Origin of the sequence: Gallibacterium melopsittaci (assembly GCF_042433085.1) — a bacterium.
Lineage (GTDB): Bacteria > Pseudomonadota > Gammaproteobacteria > Enterobacterales > Pasteurellaceae > Gallibacterium > Gallibacterium melopsittaci.
Genome location: NZ_JBHLWA010000004.1, coordinates 11,088 through 29,275, shown reverse-complemented (window position 1 = coordinate 29,275; position 18,188 = coordinate 11,088). Strand labels below are relative to the sequence as shown.

At 38.1% G+C, this 18,188-nt stretch carries 17 protein-coding genes and 1 riboswitch; of the genes, 15 read left to right on the top strand and 2 right to left on the bottom strand.

What is annotated here, in order from left to right:
* Window positions 1-20: 20 nt before the first annotated feature.
* The 3 genes from ACFFHT_RS00890 to ACFFHT_RS00880 are packed head-to-tail and all read left to right on the top strand — an operon-like array spanning window position 21 to window position 2,943.
* Window positions 21-1,034, top strand: coding sequence for a TRAP transporter substrate-binding protein (locus tag ACFFHT_RS00890; RefSeq protein ID WP_382372591.1), 1,014 nt, complete (start codon window positions 21-23; stop codon window positions 1,032-1,034).
* A gap of 53 nt (window positions 1,035-1,087) precedes the next feature.
* Complete coding sequence (locus ACFFHT_RS00885; protein ID WP_382372589.1) at window positions 1,088-1,627, top strand: TRAP transporter small permease subunit; 540 nt, start codon at window positions 1,088-1,090, stop codon at window positions 1,625-1,627.
* On the top strand, window positions 1,624-2,943 hold the full coding sequence (locus ACFFHT_RS00880) for a TRAP transporter large permease (protein ID WP_382372587.1): 1,320 nt from the start codon (window positions 1,624-1,626) through the stop codon (window positions 2,941-2,943). Before ACFFHT_RS00885 ends, ACFFHT_RS00880 begins: the two co-directional genes overlap by 4 nt.
* A 56-nt stretch (window positions 2,944-2,999) precedes the next feature.
* Here the strand turns inward: ACFFHT_RS00880 and ACFFHT_RS00875 are convergent, their stop codons facing one another.
* Window positions 3,000-4,415, bottom strand: a complete 1,416-nt coding sequence (locus ACFFHT_RS00875; RefSeq protein WP_382372585.1) for a basic amino acid/polyamine antiporter — start codon at window positions 4,413-4,415, stop codon at window positions 3,000-3,002.
* Between the two features lie 7 nt (window positions 4,416-4,422).
* Window positions 4,423-5,316, bottom strand: coding sequence for a homocysteine S-methyltransferase family protein (locus ACFFHT_RS00870; protein WP_382372583.1), 894 nt, complete (start codon window positions 5,314-5,316; stop codon window positions 4,423-4,425).
* A gap of 140 nt (window positions 5,317-5,456) precedes the next feature.
* Window positions 5,457-5,548: riboswitch (TPP riboswitch) on the top strand.
* 88 nt (window positions 5,549-5,636) lie between these two features.
* Here ACFFHT_RS00870 and ACFFHT_RS00865 point away from each other — a divergent pair.
* The 12 genes from ACFFHT_RS00865 (at window position 5,637) to ACFFHT_RS00810 (ending at window position 18,084) form a co-directional block, all read left to right on the top strand.
* Window positions 5,637-6,359, top strand: coding sequence for an ABC transporter ATP-binding protein (locus ACFFHT_RS00865; protein WP_382372581.1), 723 nt, complete (start codon window positions 5,637-5,639; stop codon window positions 6,357-6,359).
* On the top strand, window positions 6,360-7,115 hold the full coding sequence (locus tag ACFFHT_RS00860; RefSeq protein ID WP_382372579.1) for an ABC transporter permease: 756 nt from the start codon (window positions 6,360-6,362) through the stop codon (window positions 7,113-7,115).
* 22 nt (window positions 7,116-7,137) lie between these two features.
* Entirely contained in the window at window positions 7,138-7,785 is a 648-nt protein-coding gene (gene tenA / locus ACFFHT_RS00855) for a thiaminase II (protein ID WP_382372768.1), read from the top strand.
* A 17-nt stretch (window positions 7,786-7,802) separates the two neighbouring features.
* The gene (locus tag ACFFHT_RS00850; protein ID WP_382372577.1) at window positions 7,803-8,765 is read left to right on the top strand and encodes an ABC transporter substrate-binding protein; all 963 of its coding nucleotides are present in this window, start codon (window positions 7,803-7,805) and stop codon (window positions 8,763-8,765) included.
* 9 nt (window positions 8,766-8,774) lie between these two features.
* The gene (thiM, locus tag ACFFHT_RS00845; RefSeq protein WP_382372575.1) at window positions 8,775-9,578 is read left to right on the top strand and encodes a hydroxyethylthiazole kinase; all 804 of its coding nucleotides are present in this window, start codon (window positions 8,775-8,777) and stop codon (window positions 9,576-9,578) included.
* Between the two features lies 1 nt (window position 9,579).
* Window positions 9,580-10,398 carry a bifunctional hydroxymethylpyrimidine kinase/phosphomethylpyrimidine kinase gene (gene thiD, locus ACFFHT_RS00840; RefSeq protein ID WP_382372573.1) on the top strand — a complete coding sequence of 273 codons (819 nt, stop codon included), beginning with the start codon at window positions 9,580-9,582 and terminating at the stop codon, window positions 10,396-10,398.
* Complete coding sequence (gene thiE / locus ACFFHT_RS00835; protein ID WP_382372571.1) at window positions 10,391-11,059, top strand: thiamine phosphate synthase; 669 nt, start codon at window positions 10,391-10,393, stop codon at window positions 11,057-11,059. Before thiD ends, thiE begins: the two co-directional genes overlap by 8 nt.
* Window positions 11,056-12,276, top strand: a complete 1,221-nt coding sequence (locus ACFFHT_RS00830; protein WP_382372569.1) for an NRAMP family divalent metal transporter — start codon at window positions 11,056-11,058, stop codon at window positions 12,274-12,276. The genes thiE and ACFFHT_RS00830 overlap by 4 nt, the downstream gene beginning before the upstream one ends.
* A gap of 353 nt (window positions 12,277-12,629) precedes the next feature.
* Complete coding sequence (locus tag ACFFHT_RS00825; RefSeq protein ID WP_382372567.1) at window positions 12,630-13,277, top strand: SAM-dependent DNA methyltransferase; 648 nt, start codon at window positions 12,630-12,632, stop codon at window positions 13,275-13,277.
* Window positions 13,274-14,929 (top strand): Eco57I restriction-modification methylase domain-containing protein, encoded by a 1,656-nt coding sequence (locus ACFFHT_RS00820; RefSeq protein ID WP_382372565.1) that lies wholly within the window; start codon window positions 13,274-13,276, stop codon window positions 14,927-14,929. The genes ACFFHT_RS00825 and ACFFHT_RS00820 overlap by 4 nt, the downstream gene beginning before the upstream one ends.
* Window positions 14,919-15,590, top strand: a complete 672-nt coding sequence (locus ACFFHT_RS00815) for a hypothetical protein (RefSeq protein WP_382372563.1) — start codon at window positions 14,919-14,921, stop codon at window positions 15,588-15,590. Before ACFFHT_RS00820 ends, ACFFHT_RS00815 begins: the two co-directional genes overlap by 11 nt.
* Before the next feature lies 1 nt (window position 15,591).
* Window positions 15,592-18,084 (top strand): DEAD/DEAH box helicase, encoded by a 2,493-nt coding sequence (locus ACFFHT_RS00810; RefSeq protein ID WP_382372561.1) that lies wholly within the window; start codon window positions 15,592-15,594, stop codon window positions 18,082-18,084.
* Window positions 18,085-18,188 lie beyond the last annotated feature (104 nt).

Here is an 18,188-nt window from a genome sequence, read left to right as displayed (position 1 = left end):
ACTATTTTAAGGAGTGTATTATGAACCTCAAAAAATCTTTATTATTTATCTCATTAGCAAGCATGATGTCATTTGCTGTATCGGCGGCTGAAATCAATTTGAAATTTGAAAGTTCAAATTTTGCTGGAGAGAAAGTTTACGAGATCCAAAAACAGTGGACTGACAATATTGAAAAAGCCTCTAATGGTAGAATCAGTATTGAGTTATTGCCGCTAGATTCAGTATTAAAAACTAGTGATATGCTTTCTGGAGTACGTAATAAAATTATTGATGGTGCGGTTGCTACCGCTGCAATGTATGCAGGAATCGATCCTGGATTTGGCTTAATAGGCGATACAATTTCTGCATGGAATAGTGATGAAGATATTTTAAGCTTTTACTATAACGGTGGTGGTTTTGAAGTTGTCGATGGAATCTTTCAAAAATATGGAGCGAAATTAATTGGGGTATCTGTTACTGGTGCAGAATCGTTACCATCAAAAGTGAAAATTAGTAAAGTAGATGATTTTAAAGGTGTAAAAATCAGAGCACCATCTGGCCCAATTCAAAAATTATTTGCAAAATTAGGAGCTTCTCCTGTTGGTTTACCAGGTTCAGAAATCTATACCAGTCTAGAGAAAGGCATTATTGATGCGGCAGATTTCTCAACATTCGCTAATAACCAGGCACAAGGTGTACATGATATTGCTAAATATCCTATTTATCCGGGAATTCATTCTTCACCAGCGGTACATATGATTATGAATTTAAAAACTTGGCAAGCTTTGTCACCAGCTGATCAAGAATTCCTTATTACCTATTTTAAAGGTATGGCGTTGGATACGTTAATTAAGGCGCATTATGAAGATAAATTAGCGTATAGAGAAGCCATAGAAAAAGGCGTTCAACCTGTGGCGTGGTCTCCAGAAGAAACTAAAAAAGTAAGAACTGCTGCAAAAGAAATTTGGCAGGAAATTGCTCAACAATCTGAAGTCGGTAATCAATATTACCAAGCCTTATTAAAATTCCTTACTTCCCAAGGAATGATGCAGTAAACCATAACGATGAATAGGGCTAATTATTAGCCCTATTCATTAAGGAGCTGGAAATGTCTTTATCTCAATCATTACTACGCCTATGCGATTCTTTAGATCAACTATTTATTAAGATAGGTTATTACGTTTCTTATATTTTTTTATTTATTGTGGCGATTGGTTTTTACGAAGTTGTAGCTCGTTATGTTTTTTCTAGTCCAACAATATGGGTACATGAAGTTACTACCTTTCTTGTGAGCCTTTCGTTACTGTATGGAGGTGTGGCTTGTTATGCAAATAATAAACATATTTCCATGACTTTTATTCGTGACCAGTTTTCTCCTAAAGTAAGATGGTCATTAGCGTTATTAGTAGAGTTTTTAGTTTTTATCTTTTTTATTTTATTAAGTTATGGCTCATATCTTTCTGCAATAGAAGCATTATTTACCCCAATGGGGACATTTAAAATGCAAACATCCGGTACAGTATTGGATACGCCATTTCCAGCGATTGAGAAAACCTTTTTCTTCATTTCTTGTTTGATGGTTCTTTTTCTTTCTGTATTACATATTTTTCGCCATATTAGTACAAAGAATCAGGAGGTGAAATCATGATTAGTTCTCTTGGTATTGGTGTAGGTACTCTCATCATTTTTTTGATGATGTTATCATTACTTTTTGTTGGTATGCCGCTAGGGTTTTTGACAGGATTTATTGCATTAGTGATTTCTTATCTCTGGTTTGATACAGCTTCTATTATGCAGATGGTAGCTGCAAGGGTAACAGATTTTACTTCTTCTTATACTTTTGTTGCTGTACCAATGTTTGTATTAATGGCGACATTATTAGATAGAACAGGTATTGCGCGCGATTTATATAATGCAATGCGTATTATTGGAGGACGTTTAAAAGGTGGTATTGCTGTTCAATCAATGTTTGTGGCGGTGTTGTTAGCAACGATGTCGGGCATTATCGGCGGTGAAACTGTATTATTAGGAATGTTAGCGTTACCTCAAATGTTACGTTTAGGCTATAACAAGAATTTAGCCATTGGTACGGTAGTCGCTGGTGGTGCATTAGGGACAATGGTACCACCGAGCATTGTATTAATTATTTATGGGATGACAGCTAATGTTTCGATTGGTGGTTTGTTTTTAGCAGCAGTGCCGGCATCTATTTTGTTATCTTTGCTTTATATTGTTTATATTCTAACCCTTTGCTATTTGAGACCGAATTATGGGCCTGCAATGGCTGAAAGTGAAAGACAACAACTTACAAAAGAAGATATTAAAAAGATTATTCATGATATAGCCATTCCAGTAGCTATTGCTACGTGGATTTTAGGTAGTATTTATGGTGGGATTGCTTCTATTACAGAATCCGCTTGTATTGGCGTAGTTGGTGTTATTTTAGCAGCATTCTATCGTAAAGAATTAAACTTCAAAATTATCCAGGAATCACTAAAACACACTATTAATACTGTAGGTATGATTATTTGGGTAGGTATTGGTGCAACAATGATTATTGGTATTTACAACTTGATGGGTGGCGATAGATTTATTGCTAACTTATTTGCCAGTCTAAATGCACCACCAATTTATACCATCATTATTATGATGATTATCCTTTTAATCTTAGGAATGTTCTTAGACTGGATTGGTGTTGCAATGCTTACTATGCCAATTTTCGTACCAATTATTACTGCTCTTGGCTATGATCCTATTTGGTTTGGGGTATTATTTTGTGTGAATATGCAAGTTTCATTCCTTAGCCCACCTTTTGGTCCTGCAGCGTTTTATTTGAAGAGTGTTGCACCTGAGGGGGTTGAGTTAACTGACATCTTCCGTTCTGTGTGGCCTTTTATTGGATTACAATTGTTGGTTCTTATTACTTTATTAGTTTTCCCAGAATTAACATCCTTACTTCTTTAATTAATAGATTAAGACCGCCCAAAAGGCGGTCTTCTCTTTTTTATCTGAACTTAGATTTATCCTATCTGCTGTAATAACGCTGGAATGGCTAATACAATTAAGATTAATAAGATAATTTTCTCATAGCCACGTAGTTGCCATTTACCAGCAAATTGGCGTTGTGAATAGAGAAATAATAAAACACCAGGTAAATAGAGTAATACTGAGAGTAATAGGTATTCTATACCTGCCGCATATACAATCCATGCTGCATATAATGTTGCTAATCCACCTACTAATTTATAACGCCAAGGTAAATTATGTTGTAAGGCGTACTTCAATAAAAATCCACCAACTAATAGATAAGGAATCAAAATCATTGAAGTTGAAATTAATAATAAGGTTTCATAGCTGTTACCTGTTTTCCATACAAGGAATAAACAGAGTTGAACCGTTAATGTGGTGAACAGCAAAGAAATATGGGGAACATTGTGCGGATTGAGGCGCGTAAATGCTGCAGGGAATGCACCATTTTTTGCCCCTAAATGCGGAATTTCGGTAGCGTATAATGTCCAACTTAAGTACGAGGATAATACCGAAACGATTAAGCAAAAAGTAATTAACCATTTTCCCCATTCTCCAACCATTGCAGTAAGAATACCTGCCATTGATGGATTGGACATTTCAGCAATTTCAGCACGAGGGAGAATACCTTGTGATAATAGCGTGATGGCGACATACATTAATAAGGTAATAACTACCCCAATGACAGTCGCTCGACCAACATCACTACGGCGTTGAGCATGCTTTGATAGTACTGCTGCCCCCTCAATACCAGTGAATACCCAGAGCGTAATTAACATTGTATTTTTGACCTGTTCCATTAAACTCGCAGGTTGCTGGTTTTCATTCACAATGCCTTGACCTTGCCAGTCTGCAAAGAAACGTTCGCTATTAAAAAAGTAAATTGCTAAACCAATAAAGAGTAAAAGAGGAAAAACTTTTACTACGGTGGCAATTAAGTTAACGCCAGCAGCTTCTTTAATGCCTTTAGCGACTAACGCATAGACTAGCCAAGCAATCGCAGATGCACCGAGAAATGACCAAAAGGTGTTGCCTTTACCAAGAATAATGGCATCAGGTTGATCCGTGAAGGTACCTAATGCCTCAAAGGCAACGACTAGATAGCCTACGATGCCGATGGTGGTACAAAGCCAATAACCCCATGCAGAAAGGAAACCCATAAGTTCGCCAAACCCTGCACGAGCATAACCATACACGCCACCATCAAGTTCAGGCTGTAATTTGGCTAAACAGGCGAAAGATAAACCCAAAAAGATAATGCCCACACCTGTAATTAACCAGCCAATGAGTAATGCTTCTGAGCCTGCTACGGCTGCCATATTTTGTGGCAAACTGAAAATTCCAGAGCCAATCATTGAACTAATTACGAGTGCTGTGAGGGCAGTAAGTCCGATTTTTGTGGTTGCCATAGATACCTCAACGTAGATGTTTTGCGAGTTGTGCAATATGTTCTGGCCCAATACCACAACAGCCACCAATCACATTTGCGCCAATTGCCCGCCATTTTTTTGCCCAAAAGAGATAGTTTTCTGGTGTGCTATCTTGTCGAATTTCATCAATCGCTTCATTGGCAGCTTGCATCTCTTCTGGTTGTGGTTCAAACGCATTCGCATACACACCTAGATTGACAGGGCGATCTTGCTGATCAATTAATGCTTTTGCTTGAATTAAAGCCGCTTCTATGACTTCAATTTGGCTACAGTTAAAAGAAATGGTATCTACATTTAATGCTAATGCGTGTTTAACAGCTTCGGTGACCAATTCGCCTGAACGTAATTTAGGCTCGGTTTGGTGTGCTGAATCATCTAAAGTGAATGAACACCAGAATGGACGTTTATCATCCCCCACTAATGCTTTCCATGTTTGCATTTCAATAATGCTACTTTGTGTTTCAGCAAGCCAGAGATCAACATAAGGTGCTAAGCCATTAATTAATGGTCGAGCTAGGCTTTCGGCTTTTGTAGCATCAAAAAGATCAGGACGATAAGAGCCGAAAAGTGGCGGTAAAGACCCAGCAACTAAGACTGGTTTGCCACTTTGTTGCACAGCCTCTTTGGCTAATTTGCCTGATAGTGCAGCTAAGGTTTCGCCTTGTTGATAAAAGCGTTCGCCGATATGGAAAGGGACAACGGCATAGCTATCAGTGGTAATCACATTTGCCCCTGCGTTGATATAATCTAAATGGACATCTCGCACAATACTGGGTGTTTCCATAAGGGCAAGGGCAGACCATTCTGGTTGACGAAATGGTGCATTACGGCGATGGAGTTCACGTCCCATACCGCCATCAAGAATAATTAAAGGTTGCATAAATTGTTCCTACATCATGTAAAAAAGATCGCTAACTTAGCATAGATGTGGTGGATAACAAGTAAATTAATTTGATGTAATATAACGGAAAGTTATACCAATTTTAGGTTGTCTTTTAGGCTTTTTCCTTGTAGAGTATTTGCCGTTAGTCGGGGTGCTGCTTAGCAGCTGAGATAATACCCGTGAACCTGATACAGTTAACACTGACGTAGGAAACTAATTATGCAACCAGTTCAATATTCTTCATTTATTTCTATTTTTCTCATTAATTTACTTTTCAATGTGCGTTACCTAGATCGTCGTTATTAATGGATCTGGCAATGAACGCTGTGCAAATACGCCATTTAACACTTGCTTTCACACAGAAAGCATTATTTGTTGATTTTAATTTTACCTTACAGCAAGGTCGTTGGACGGCATTGTTGGGGCGTTCAGGCGTAGGGAAATCAACATTATTGCGTATTATTGCTGGATTAGAACAGCAGACCATACAACAAGGTGAGATCATCTTTACGTCAGCAAAACAGTCAGTAGCATTTATGGCTCAAAATGATGGTTTGTTGCCGTGGTTATCTGTGTTAGATAATGTACAACTCGCTCAACATTTACATGGCAAGAAAAGTACAGCGAGCCGTCAACAAGCAGAACAGTTATTGGCTGCGGTACAGATGTGGGAACACCGAAATAAAGCCTGTTATCAACTTTCTGGTGGGCAGCGTCAACGTGTGGCATTAGCACGCACATTAATGCAATCGTCAGAGATTATTTTAATGGATGAGCCATTCTCGGCTTTAGATGTCGTTACTCGATTGCAATTACAACATTTAGCTCGTCAATTATTGGTTGGAAAAACCGTTTTATTAGTGACACATGATCCACAAGAAGCACTCTGTTTATGTGATGATATTTTTGTACTACATAAGCAAGCTGATCACGTTCATTTAAGTCCAGTATTATCACCAACTATCCACTCTCCTGAGCAGCCAGAATTTTGGCAATTACATCAACAATTATTGCAACAATTACAACAAGGAGAGCTGTAAATGCGTCATGTTACTTCGTTGTTTAAATCATTATTGCTCTCTGCTTCATTGTTATTGTTATGGCAACTTGTGGTATGGGTTTTTGATTTACCACACTATATGTTGCCGCAGCCTATGGAAGTGATGAATAAATTAACTTCACAAACCACCTTACTTTGGCAACATACTCAAGTGACTTTATTGGAAATTCTATTAGGTTTGTTATTTGGGTTTTTATTAGGCTTGTTGTCTGCTTTAGTCTTGTCATTATCTCGTTGGCTTTCTTCCTTATTATTACCTTTGTTAGTTGTTTCACAAGCCATTCCTGTCTTTGCGATAGCGCCCTTGTTAGTCCTTTGGTTTGGTTATGGTATGGCATCTAAAATTGCAATGACCATTTTGATTATCTATTTCCCCGTGACAGCAGCTTGTTATGACGGTTTGTGTAATACGCCAAAAACTTGGTTAGAGCTGGCGAAAACAATGAATGCTTCACCATTACAAATTCTGTTTAGAGTCCGTTTACCTGCTGCACTACCTTCTTTAGCGTCTGGCTTACGAATTGCGGTAACTATTGCGCCGATTGGTGCGGTGATTGGCGAATGGGTGGGTTCTAATCAAGGACTAGGTTATTTAATGCTGCATGCAAATGCACGTATGCATGTGGATTTAATGTTTGCAGCTTTGTTTATCCTGATGTTGATGACATTACTGTTTTTCTTTTTAGCCGACAAATTACTGCGCCGTTATTTACCTTGGGTTAACCAATTACGTTAATTATTGTGAGGAAATTATGTCTATTACACAACAACTGATACAAAATGCTGAACCTTATTGGCGGGATTATATTGAACACAGTTTTGTACAACAACTGGCAACAGGGACATTAGCTAAATCGTGTTTTCAACATTATCTTAAACAAGATTACCATTATTTATTACATTACAGTCGTGCTTTAGCATTAGCGATGTATAAATGTGATAACTTTCCCGCATTGACAGCAATTAGCCATGATTTACAAGCAATTTTGACAGAAGTAAAAACACATATTGCGTATTGCGAAGAATGGCAAGTGAGTTTAGAGGAGTTACAACAAACGCCTGAGTCATCTGCTTGTATTGCCTATTCTCGCTATATATTAGATTGCGGCACACAAGGCACATTAGCAGAATTGTATGCAGCTATTGCACCTTGTATTTTAGGCTATGCCCAAATTGGGCAATACATTGTACAAAATAAAATTAGTCCACCTAATAATCCCTATCAATCTTGGATTGACACTTATGCTTGTGATGAATTTCAGGATGTGGCACAAGCAGCCAGTCATTTTCTGGATCAACTTTGTGATTCTGTTTCAGCAACACAATTACAGAAAATCCAACATATTTTCACAACTGCCACGCGGATGGAAATTGCATTTTGGCAGATGGGCTTAGATCTTTCGTAAATACAACAAAGGATAATATGATGAAAAAATCACTCTTTTTAGCTGCACTTTTTGCCTTGACGATTCACCTAAATGCGACAGCAGATAAGTTACAAAAATTAACTTTACAGCTAGATTGGTTTGTTAATCCCGATCATGCTGCAGTGATTGTGGCACAACAACAAGGCTTTTTTAAAGCAAATGGACTAGAAGTTGAGATTGTTGAACCAGCTGATCCTTCGTTACCACCGAAATTAGTTGCTGCGGGTAAAAGTGATTTAGCGGTTACCTATCAACCACAATTACTAATGGATATTGATCAAGGTTTGCCTTTGGTGCGGGTAGCAACTCTCATCTCAACACCGTTAAATAGTTTGGTTGTATTAGAAAGTAGTGGAATTAAATCGTTGGCCGATTTAAAAGGCAAGAAAATAGGTTATTCCGTGAGTGGTTTTGAAGAGGCATTGCTTGGTACGATGCTGAAATCAGAGGGATTAACACTAAAAGATGTTGAACCGATTAATGTAAATTGGTCACTCTCTCCTTCGTTAATTAGTAAGCAAGTGAGTGCTGTGATTGGTGCATTCCGAAATTTTGAATTAAATCAGTTAGCACAAGAGAAACACCCAGGATTCGCGTTCTATCCAGAAGAACATGGTGTACCGATTTATGATGAATTAATTGTAGTTGCGAATAAAAATAAACTGAATGATAAAACTTACCAAGCAACATTATCCGCATTTATTACTGCCTTAGAACAAGCCACAGTGTATTTAATCAATCATCAACAACAGGCATGGCAAGATTTTGTGAGTTATAAGCCAACAGAGTTGGATAACGAACTGAATCGCCTTGCATGGAAAGATACTTTACCTCGTTTAAGTTTGAGTCCGAGAGGACTTGATCAACATCGTTATCAAAAAATGGCTCAATTTATGCAAGAGCAAGGTTTAATTAAACAAATACCAACATTAAATGATATGGCACAACAAATAGAGTAAGGAAATTTTATGCAACTTCATTACATTGAAAAAATTCGGCAAACCAATCCGTTAATTCACAACATTACCAATATTGTTGTGGCGAATTATGTTGCTAATGGGTTATTAGCTTTAGGTGCTTCTCCGATTATGGCAGATGCCGTAGAAGAGATGGAAGAGCTAGCAAAATTGAGTTCTGCATTAGTATTAAACATTGGCACATTAGACTCAGTGAAAGTAGCGTCTATGCTGATTGCGGGGAAAGCGGCAAATCAACAAGGTATTCCAGTGGTGTTAGATCCAGTAGGCGTGGGAGCGACTACCTATCGTAAGCAAGTAGTGGCGGAACTCTTGCAACAAGTCAAATTTAGTGCGATTCGAGGTAATGCGGGTGAAATGGCACAATTAGCAGGCATAGATTGGCAAGCAAAAGGCGTTGATGCAGGAAGTGGAGCAGAGGATGTGGCATTGATAGCCCAAATGGTCGCACAGCGTTATCAGTGTATCGCTGCTGTCAGTGGGGCAACTGATTATATTAGTGATGGTCAACAGGTTGCCAAAATTACAAATGGTACAGCAATGTTTCCTAAAATTACGGGATCAGGTTGTTTACTTGGCGCAGTGCTGGGAGCATTTTTAGCGGTCGATCAACAAAATCCATTTCAAGCGGTAACTCAAGCCTGTATTTCTTATGCGGTTGCAGGGGAGATAGCAGCAAAGGCCTTACAACCTAATCAATATGGGCATTTTTATCTTGGGTTACTCGATAGCTTAGCTCAATTAGATGATCAAAAAGTTGCTGAATATGCACAAGTTGAAGTGATTGGAGGATAAGATGAGCCAAATAGCACAAGCATTAACGATTGCAGGTTCAGATAGTGGTGGTGCGGGTATTCAAGCTGATTTAAAAACATTCCAGATGCGTCACGTTTTTGGGATGAGTGTGCTTACTGCGGTTACGGCACAAAATACGTTAGGGGTAGCTGATATTCATTTAATTCCAACCTCTACAATTCGTTCGCAATTAGATGCGATCTATCAAGATTTTTCGCCTAATGCGGTCAAAATCGGTATGTTAGGGACTGCCGAAATTATTGAATGTGTGGCAGCCCATCTTCGAGAATATGCAGTGAAAAATTTAGTAGTTGATCCTGTGATGATTGCCAAAGGTGGAGCGAGTTTATTAGAACAGAGTGCAGTACAAGCAATGCGCCAATCATTATTACCTTTAGCAGATGTGATCACACCTAATTTGCCCGAAGCAGAGGCATTAACTGGGGTAAAAATACTTAATGAATCTGCGGTTGAACAGGCAGCCAACATCTTACAGGAAATGGGGGCAAAAACAGTCGTGATTAAAGGTGGGCATCGGGATAACTCACAAAGTACTGTTTGTCGCGATTGGATTTTTAGTCCTGAGGGTAATCTCGTATTAGAACGACCTCGTTTTGCAACTCAACAAACACACGGTACGGGTTGTACCTTTTCTGCGTGTTTAGCTGCGGAATTAGCTAAAGGGAAATCCTTATCAGAAGCGTGTCAAATTGCCAAAGATTTTGTAACAGCAGCGATCTCTCATCCTTTAAATATTGGTCATGGGCATGGACCAACTAATCATTGGGCTTATGCTCAATTAGGAGCAACTGATGAATAGAGAAATTTTACGTTGTTATTTAGTGGCTGGTACCCAAGATTGTCGGCATTTACCTGAATATAAACAAAGTCCACAAGTTGCATTATTAACTCAGTTAGAAGCCGCTTTACAACAAGGAGTAACCTGTTATCAATTCCGAGAAAAAGGGACTTTTTCTTTACAAGATCCACAACAGATCGAACAACTCGCGAGTGAATGTCAGGTATTATGCCGACAATATAATGTCCCTTTTATTGTGAATAATGAAGTGTGGTTAGCAGAAAAATTACACGCAGATGGTATTCATGTAGGACAAAAAGATTGTCCTGTTGAGCAAGTCGTTCAATATTTATCCCACTCTATGTTGATTGGTTTATCGGTTAATACGTTAGCACAAGCCTTACAACATAATACAACCAGTGATGTGAATTATTATGGTTGTGGGCCGATTTTCCCTACGCAATCTAAATCCGATGCCGAACAAGCGGTCGGGATTGAGTTTATCCAAAGGCTACGCGAGAGTGGGATTACTAAACCATTGGTGGCGATTGGAGGAATTAAAGCGGAACATGCGAAACCATTATGTCAAGCAGGTGCAGATGGGGTGGCAGTGATTTCAACCATTATGCAAGCAGAAGATCTATCAGGAACGATTCAGACGATTTTACGAGGTAAAAAGTGAAATTAAGGCGTATTGGATCGCAGTATGGGCCAGGAATTATTATGGCCTGTTCTTGTGTTGGTGGTTCACATATTATCGCCTCTACCCAAGCTGGGGCATATTATGGCTATCAACTTGCAGGATTGATTATCTTAGTGAATCTTCTCAAATATCCGTTTTTTCGTTTCGCATTCGATTATAGTGCCACGCAAAAAAAGAGTGTGTTGCAAGGATATGCAGAAAAAGGGCGAGGTTATTTATGGTTGTTTTTATTGTTTAACCTCTTTGCGACGGTAGTGAATATTGCTGGTGGCACTTTATTATCTGCTGTCTTGTTAGCGATGCTATTACCTGTTGATTTAGGATTGAATTGGTTAAATCTACTTGTATTACTTAGTTTTTTATTGATTCTGTTTTATCGTCAATATCAACGTTTAGATAGTGTTTCTAAATGGATTATGTTGCTATTAACATTGGTTACACTTGTTGCATTATGTTTGGCGCAAGAGAAAAGTTTTTCCCCGCAAACTAATTTTGTTGCACCTGATCCATGGAGTATTACTGCTATTCCATTTCTAATTGCATTAATGGGTTGGATGCCTGCACCGATGGAACTCAGTGTGGCGAGTTCATTATGGGTAGTACAAAAAAGCCAACTTGATCCTGAATATCAATCATCAAGTCGTTTAGATTTTAATGTCGGCTATGTAGTAACGATTGTTTTAGCTTTAATGTTTATGGCGTTAGGGGCATTAGTTCAATATGGCAAATCATTAGAACCTTTAAGTGGTGGAAAATTTATTCATCAATTTATTGAGATGTATGCGTTAAGTATCGGGGAATGGACTCGCTGGTTTATGGCATTTATTGCATTCGCTTGTATTTATGGCACGACAATCGTAGCGGTAGATGGCTATTCTCGCTGTAATCAACAAACCGTTCGGTTATTGCGATTTGGTAAAAATGCAGATGTGAATAATGAGCAGGGGTTACGTTACTTTATGCTTGCAGCCACACTAGCCAGCTTTATCCTGATCCAATTTTTTAGTAATGCGATTGGTAAGATGATTCCATTTGCAATGACGGCTTCGTTTATCTCTGCACCCGTTTTTGCATGGTTGAATTTGAGTTTGGGTAAACAACTACATTATCAACAGCGTTGGTTACTAATTTTAGCTTGGCTAGGGTTAGGGTATTTAGTCGGGATGGTAATTATTTATGGGGTTTATGGTGGGTAAAATACTATTAAGATTAATTATTTAAGGGGACTTACAAAATTAAATAATGTATGTTTTTTTAGGATGAAGAAGATCTTTAGGAAATTTACCCGATAAAAATCATAAAATTCAATACGGTTGTATTTATGATTTTATATGCAATTGTGTTAGAATTAATCCCCAAAAAATCTTTGAAAAAATAGCTATATTTTTTGACATTATGAAAATGATTTTTAAGAATAATCTGCAATCTGCAATCTGCAATCTGCAATCTGCAATCTGCAATCTGCAATCTGCAATAAGCGATAATTTTCCCCGAAATTTCTATTTTAACTATTTCAGCCTGTTTTATATAACTTGCAAGGAGCAATCCTATGCAGGTTAAATCACGTGCGCGTGTTGCCAACCACGGCGAAGTCTTTACCAATGAACGCGAAGTCAAGGCGATGCTTGATTTGGTAAAAATCCAAAGTGAACAAATTGCCAGCACCTTTTTAGAGCCAGCCTGCGGAACGGGTAATTTTTTAGCCGAAATTTTAAGCCGAAAGCTCACTACGTCTTTGGCATTGGCGAAAACCAACAAAAGCCAAAAAGCCCCTAAATATGCTCAATTTATTTATGAGAAAAATGCGATCCATTCTATTTCCAGTATTTATGGTATTGAGTTATTGCCCGATAACTGCCTTGAATGCCGACATCGATTATTCACTTTATTTCAGCAACATTATCAACAGCATTTCAAACATTGCGATGAAAAAGTTATCGCCTGTGCTGAATTTTTATTAGCTAAAAATATCGTTAATGGCGATGCCTTAGATTTAAAAGATTTACACAAAAACCCGATCATTTTTAGCGAATGGAAATTTATTAGCGACACCCTAATTCAGCGTCGTGATTATATCTATGAGCATTTGGTTGAAAAAACAAACAATCACGCCCCTCTAGATAAAGGTTTTATCGCCAAGCCGATTGCCGATTATTCGCCTATTCATTTTTTACATTTAGCGGAGCAATCCCAATGAAAGAGCTAAGTATAGACAGCAATATTACCAAAGATTTAGATCAACTGACGAAAGGGCAACTCTCGCTCTTTGAGGTAGCCTACAACCCCGATGTGCTCGATTGTTTATCCAGTTTGTCCAATGATGAGGTGTTTACTTCGCCCAAACTGGCTAACCAAATGTTGGATTTACTACCCAAAGATATTTGGTCAAATCCTAAGGCAAGATTTTTAGACCCTGTGTGTAAATCGGGGGTATTTTTGCGTGAAATTGTCAAACGATTAGACAAGGGTTTATCCGCCCAACTGTCCGATAAACAAGCCCGTATCAACCATATTTTACAGCACCAAGTGTTTGGCATTGCCATTACTCAGCTGACCGCCTTACTTTCTCGCCGTAGTGTGTATTGTGCCAAAGTGGCAAATTCGCCGATTTCAATTTGTGATGGCTTTGACAATGAAATGGGTAACATTCTTTTTGGGCAGGTACGCCATCAGTTTGAGCAAGGCAAATGCCGAGAATGTGGTGCCAGCGAAGAGGTTTTTGGCAAGAAGCGTGAAGGCTTAGAAAATCACGCTTATGCCTTTATTCATACTGATAAAGAAAATCTATTTAAAGAGTTAGAACAAATGAAATTTGATGTGATTATTGGCAATCCGCCTTATCAGTTAAGCGATGGCGGTGCTGGGGCAAGTGCAAAACCGATTTATCATTATTTTGTCGAGCAAGCAAAAAAATTAAATCCCAATTATTTAATTATGATTACCCCAAGCCGTTGGTTTACAGGCGGTAAAGGGCTAGATGAATTTAGGGATAGTATGCTTAATGATACACAAATCAAACAAATTCACGATTTTCCCAATTCCAAAGACTGTTTTGATAATGTGGAAATTAAAGGCGGAGTGAATTACTTTTTATGGCAAAGCGGTTATCAAGGTGATTGTGAAGTGTTTACTTATGAGCAAGGGCATTGTGTTTCTTATGCCAAACGCTCATTAAAAGAAGCCAATATTGATGTGTTTATTCGTTATAACCAAGCGATTGATATTTTAAACAAAGTAAAAAAATTTAATGAACCAAGCTTTAGCGATGTGATTAGTTCCAGAAAACCTTTTGGATTACCCACGAATATAAAAGGGAAAAATATTCCTTTTAACAACTCAATAAAAATTTATCGTAATGGCGGTAGTGGCTATATCCATCAAAATGAAATCACTAAAGGTATAGACTGGATTTCACAATATAAATTACTAATTACAAAAGCCTATGGAGCTGGCGAAGGGTTTCCACATCAAATTATCAATACTCCATTTTTAGCTGAAATCAATACCGCTTGTACTGAAACTTATTTGGTTGCCTATGCCAATCAGAATAAACAAGAATGCGAAAATGTATTGTCTTATATGAAAACCAAATTTTTTCGCTTTATGGTGATGTTAGTTAAAAACACCCAAGATGCCCCAAAAAGAGTTTATCAACTTGTCCCAATGCAAGACTTTAGCCGTGCGTGGAGCGATGAGCAATTATATGCCAAATACGGACTGTCCAAAGATGAAATCGCCTTTATTGAAACAATGATACGCCCAATGGATAGCGATGAGAGCAAACCAAAAAAAGTGCGTGGAAAAAAAGCCAATCAAGCAGCCTTAAACTTGGAGAACGATGATGAATAGAGCAAAATCCTATTTATTAAAAACAAGAGATATTTTATTTAAAACAAAAGAGAGTTATAAAAATCATTTACAATCTATTTTACATAGAGCTAAGTTAAATAAAAATGGTTTGATTACTAGTGATGATGACATTATCGATCTAAAAGATTTTATTCAAGATCATTGTGATAAATCTGAACAATTACAAGAATTGTTTGATCTAGACAAATGTTATTTTGCTGTCCAAAAATCACCAGGTTATCCAACAGAATGCTTATTTATAATTGATAATGAAACGGGAGATAAAGAACAAATTAGTATTCATAATTTTGGTAATCCGCCAAGTGCCATTGTTAATTTTCGTTCATTTTGCACATATACAATAACAACTTTTAAATTGGAATATCGTAAAAAGTTATCAGAAAAACAAAATGTTAATTATACCGAATACGATTTATGGCATAAAAATCCTACCACGAAACAAATAGTTGATCAATTTATCACTTTAAAACAAATTGGCGATAAATTAGAGCAAGTCATTTCCCCAAATGGGCTGGGGAATAATGTGCCTACATTATTACCAGAATATCAGTATCTAGAACAAGAACTGATTGAGTTTTATCAATCGAAACTCAGTAAAATCAATGCGGAATTAACTGTTGAATTAAAGCGGAGACCCTAAAATGAGCCAATTTTCTACACTCTATACGCCCAAAATTTACGCCTATTCAGATAGCCGTTTTCCCAATTGTTTAAAAATTGGCTATACCACCCAGCACACGGTTGCCGAACGAATGAAACAACATTACCCAACCATCACCCCAAATCAAAGCTGGAAAGTAGAATTTGAAACACTGGCAATCAAACAAGACGGTAGTTATTTTAAAGATTTTGCCGTGCATAAAGAACTGGAAAAAATGGGGGTAAAAAAAGTAGCTGGCGAATGGTTTGAATGCGATGTAAAAACGCTTCAAAATGCTATTTTAAATATCCAAAATGGAACAACCTATGAACGCCAACGCATTTATGATTTTGCGATGCGTCCTGAGCAACAACAAGCGGTCGAAAAGACCGCCCATTATTTCAACAGCATTAAGCAAGATAAACAGCTCAAGCGTACCCCGCATTTTTTATGGAATGCCAAAATGCGTTTTGGCAAAACCTTTGCCACTTATCAGCTGGCGAAAAAAATGGGCTGGAAACGCCTATTAATTCTCACCTTTAAACCCGCGGTAAAAAGTGCTTGGCAGGAAGATTTAAACAGCCATATTGATTTTAACGGCTGGCAATTTATCAGCCGTGATAGCGAATTAACCGTCAATCATTACGATAAAAACCGCCCAATGGTTTATTTTGGCTCATTTCAAGATGTATTAGGCAAAGACAAATACGGCAATATCAAAGCCAAAAATGAATGGCTACATGAAATTAATTGGGATTGTGTTGTTTTTGATGAATACCATTACGGAGCGTGGCGTGATAATGCCAAAGGGCTATTTGCCAAAGATGAAGAAGCCGAGTACAAACAACGCCAATCAGAATATCAAGAAATGGAAATTGCCATAGAACATTTCCAAGAAGACGAATTACCGATTACCAGCGACCATTATTTGTATTTATCGGGTACACCATTTCGGGCGATTGCCAGCGGTGAATTTATTGAAGAGCAGATTTTTAACTGGACTTATTCCGATGAACAGCGAGCGAAAGCAAATTGGGATAATCAACAAGGTGACAACCCTTATTTGGCATTACCGCAAATAATGTTACTCACCTATCAGCTGCCTGAACATATCCGCCAAATTGCCGCAGGCGGTGAGTTTAATGAATTTGATTTAAATACCTTTTTCAAAGCCAGTGGCACAGGTGATAACGCCGTTTTTACCTACCAAAACGAAGTGCAAAAATGGCTGGATTTAATCCGTGATAATTTAGATGAAATGGTGGTTACTCATTTAAAACAAGGCAGTGCCAAACCGCCAATGCCGTTTAGCGATGTTAATTTATTAAACAGTTTATTACATACGTTTTGGTTTTTGCCCGATGTAGCAAGCTGTTTTGCGATGCGTAATTTATTACAACAGCCCAACAACCAGTTTTATCACGACTATCAAATCATTGTTGCCGCAGGCAATCAGGCAGGTATGGGCGATAAAGCCTTAGTCCCTGTAAAATCGGCGATGACCGACAATCCTTTGGCAACTAAATCGATTACCTTATCGTGCGGAAAATTAACTACAGGCGTGTCCGTGCCTGCGTGGACGGGGATTTTTATGCTAAGAAACGCCTCCAGCCCCGAAACCTATTTTCAGGCTGCCTTTCGGGTGCAAACCCCTTGGGTTGTGCGTGGCGGTGATGAGAGCCAAATCATCAAACACCAATGCTACATTTTTGATTTTGCTCCCAACCGTGCCTTACGCCAAATTGCTGATTACGCATCAAAATTAAATACGGAACAAACCAACCCCGAAGCCAATGTTGCTGAATTTATTCAATTTTTACCCGTGCTGGCGTATGACGGCAGTGCAATGCAACAAGTTGATGCCAAATTATTATTAGATATGGCGATGAGTGGTACAACCGCCACCTTGCTGGCTCGCCGTTGGCAATCGGCAATGCTGGTCAATGTTGATGATATCACGCTGAAAAATCTAATGAATAATGAAGAGGCGATGAATGCCTTGATGAAAATTGAAGAGTTCCGCAGCCTGAATGATGATATTGAAGTGGTAATTAACCGCTCAGAAAACATCAAAAAATTAAAGAAAAAAGCAGGCGAAAGCGATTTAAATGAAAAAGAAAAGAAAACCTTGAGCGATGAAGAGAAAAAAGAAAAATCACTGCGTAAACAAATCCAAGAAAAGCTAATTAAATTTGCCACCCGCATTCCGATTTTTATGTATTTAAGCGATTATCGGGAGCATAGTTTGGTTGATGTGATTAAAGAGCTTGAACCTGAATTATTCACCAAAGTAACAGGGTTATCGCAGGCGGATTTTGCACTGCTGGTATCGCTGAATGTCTTTGACGAAAGCGTGATGAATGATGCAGTGTACAAATTCAAACGCTATGAAGATGCCAGCCTTGAATATGCTGGGATTGATAGAAAAGAAGGGTATGTGGGGTTGTATAATACGGTGCTAAAACGTGCGGATTTTGAACATTTAGGACGTTGAAAATAGTAACGATTAAGCACTTTTAGACATACATTATTAGAAAAATAATAAGTAAAATGGTTGAGATATTTCGGTATGCTCAACCATTTTATATATTGTGGAAA